The organism is Achromobacter sp., assembly GCF_036567245.1.
Lineage (GTDB): Bacteria > Pseudomonadota > Gammaproteobacteria > Burkholderiales > Burkholderiaceae_B > Achromobacter.
Map to the genome: position 1 here is coordinate 1 of NZ_DATCUY010000038.1, position 2,629 is coordinate 2,629.

Sequence of the window (2,629 nt, forward strand, 5' to 3'; positions counted from 1 at the left end):
CGAGGCCCGCGACGCGGGCCAGCCGCCGGCGGTGCTGCGCATGGTCGATGCCGACCCCGACGCGGCGGTGGCGTATCCGGGCCCGGATTCCTACAACTACATGACCGGCGAAGCGCGCCGCTGTCCGGCATGGGTCAACGAAGTCACGCTGCGTTCGCTGGAGCTGGCCCGCGCCTATGAGCCCGGCATGTACGTGCGCCGCATCGCGCCCACGCCGCTGCTGATGATCGTCGCCACCGGCGACGGCCTGACGCCGGCCGATCTGCAGCAGGACGCGTTCAACGCGGCACACCAGCCGAAGGAGTTGCTGCTGCTGCCTGGCGGCCACTATTCGGTCTACACGGAACACTTCGAACGCACCAGCAGCGCCGCGGCCAATTGGTTCGCGCAGCATCTGGGTTGAGACAAGCACGGATAAAAAAATGACGACGACAATAATGATGGAGACACAGGACCGCCAACGCCGCCACGCTTCGTTGCGCGCGGCGGCCGTGGGCAATGCCCTGGAGTGGTTCGACTGGACTTTGTACGGCACGTTCTCGGCCTACCTGGCGATGAACCTGTTCGATCCGTCCGACCGCGGTTCGGCGCTGCTGGCCACGCTCGCCGTGTTCGCCGGCGGCTTCCTGGCGCGGCCGATCGGCGGCTGGCTTTTCGGCCGCATCGGCGACCGCTACGGCCGCAAGTTCACGCTGGTCCTGACCATGTGCCTGCTGGCGTTGACCAGCCTGGCGATAGCGCTGCTCCCCACCTATGAGCAGGCAGGCGTGATGGCCTCGGTGCTGCTGTTCCTCTGCCGCCTGATGCAGGGCCTGGCGCATGGAGGCGAGTCCGGCGTCGCCTATACCTACGTGGCGGAAATCGCGCCGCCCGCCAAGCGTGGCTTGTGGTCCAGCTCGGTGTTCGTCAGCGTCACCATCGGCGTCATGGCGGCCACTGCGCTGGCCGCGTTGCTGACTTCGTGGCTGGGCAAGCCGGCGATGGAGGCCTGGGGCTGGCGCGTGGGTTTCGGCGTGGGTGCGTTGCTGGGCGTCTATGCGCTGTTCCTGCGCCGCAGCGCCAGCGAGAGCGAGGTGTTCGAACACAGGACGGAGCAGGGCGGCGCGCAAAAGGTATCGGCCCGCCAGGCTTTGAAGATCGCGCGCAACATCGTGATGATCGCCGCCGCGTCCAACGCCACGTACTACACCTGGGTCACGTTCGCGCCGGCCACGGCCATCGCCACCAAGGGCATGGATCCTTCGGGTGCCTACACGGCCAGCCTGATCGCGCAGCTGTTGTGCCTGCTGTGGCTGCCGGTGTGCGGCTGGCTGGCCGACCGCTACGGCCGCAAGCCCATGGTGATGGCCTTCGGCCTGGGCGTGGCGCTGGCGGTGTTCCCGGTATCGCACATCGTGACCGACCAGCCTTGGACCCTGTTCGTGGGGCAACTGATCGGCCTGCTGGTCTGGGCGCTGCTGGCCGCGATCTTTCCGGCGGTGGTGGCCGAGCAGGTGCCGACCGGTGCGCGCGCCATGGGCGTGGGCTTCATCTCATCGCTGTCGGTCGCGATCTTCGGCGGCACGGCGCCCTACATCAATGCCTGGCTGGGCGCCCAGGGACTGGACTGGGTCTATACGGCCTACGTGGGGGCGCTGGGGCTGATGGCTTTTGTGGGCGCCTTCCTTATCAAGGAAACGGCGGGCATGGACCTGAACGACATCCGCCTGCCAGGCGAGGAGGCCGGCGCGACCGCCAGCAACAAGCCCGCCAAGCGCGCGGCATTCAACTGAACTTTCATTCATCCATCATCACATGAGCAACATGAACTATCCGGATCTGGCAGGAAAAATCGCGGTCGTCACGGGCGCCGGCGGCGGGATCGGGCGCGCCATGGCGGCGGCGTTCCGCCAACAGGGGGCGACCGTGGTCGCCACCGACCTGAACCTGGAAGCACTGTCCGGCGTGGACGCGGATTGCCGCGAGCTGGACGTGACCCAGGCGCAGGCGGTGCGCGAGTTGGCCGACGCGGTGGCCGCGCAATACGGCGCGCTGGACGTGTGGGTCAACAATGCCGGCTTCATGGCCCGCATGCCCGCCCTGGACCTGGACGAGGCCGCATGGCAGCGCACCATGGACATCAATCTCAAGGGCACGTTCTTCGGCGCCCAGGCGGCCGCGCGGCACATGATCGCGCAAGGCAGCGGCGCCATCATCAACCTGTCCAGCTATGCCGGCGTCAAGCCGCGCCCGAACTGCGCCGATTATGCCGCCGCCAAGGCCGGCGTGGCCCACCTGACCCAGTGCCTGGCGCTGGAATGGAGCCCCAAGGGGCTGCGCGTCAATGCTATCGCGCCCGGATTCATCGAAACGCCGATGAGCAGCTGGATGCACGGCGACGCCGCTACTTACGCCGCATACGTCGAACGCCTGCCGGTGCAGCGCGTCGGCCAACCTTCGGAGATCGCCGATGCGGCGCTCTACCTGGCTTCGCAGGCCTCGGCCTACGTCACGGGCCACGTGCTGATGGTCGACGGGGGAGTCTCCAAGACATGAGAACCGGGAACGGCGTGGAGTCGTACTGGACCGGAAAGGCGGCGGTCGTCACGGGCGCGGCGCGGGGGCAGGGCGCTGCCGAGGCGCTGCGCCT

2 protein-coding genes and 1 pseudogene are annotated in these 2,629 nt (G+C 67.9%); all 3 read left to right on the plus strand.

Going from position 1 to position 2,629, the window contains the following annotated elements; all coding sequences use genetic code 11:
• A pseudogene (locus tag VIR09_RS01390) lies at positions 1-403 on the plus strand (acetylxylan esterase); the annotation flags it as partial.
• A gap of 37 nt (positions 404-440) precedes the next feature.
• The gene (locus tag VIR09_RS01395; protein WP_332011061.1) at positions 441-1,772 is read left to right on the plus strand and encodes an MFS transporter; all 1,332 of its coding nucleotides are present in this window, start codon (positions 441-443) and stop codon (positions 1,770-1,772) included.
• 31 nt (positions 1,773-1,803) lie between these two features.
• The gene (locus tag VIR09_RS01400) at positions 1,804-2,535 is read left to right on the plus strand and encodes an SDR family NAD(P)-dependent oxidoreductase (RefSeq protein ID WP_207465314.1); all 732 of its coding nucleotides are present in this window, start codon (positions 1,804-1,806) and stop codon (positions 2,533-2,535) included.
• The last annotated feature ends 94 nt before the right edge of the window (positions 2,536-2,629 follow it).

Coding starts and splice junctions, on each gene's coding strand:
- VIR09_RS01395 (WP_332011061.1), top strand. CDS start 441: ATGGAGACACAGGACCGCCAACGCCGCCACGCTTCGTTGCGCGCGGCG.
- VIR09_RS01400 (WP_207465314.1), top strand. CDS start 1,804: ATGAACTATCCGGATCTGGCAGGAAAAATCGCGGTCGTCACGGGCGCC.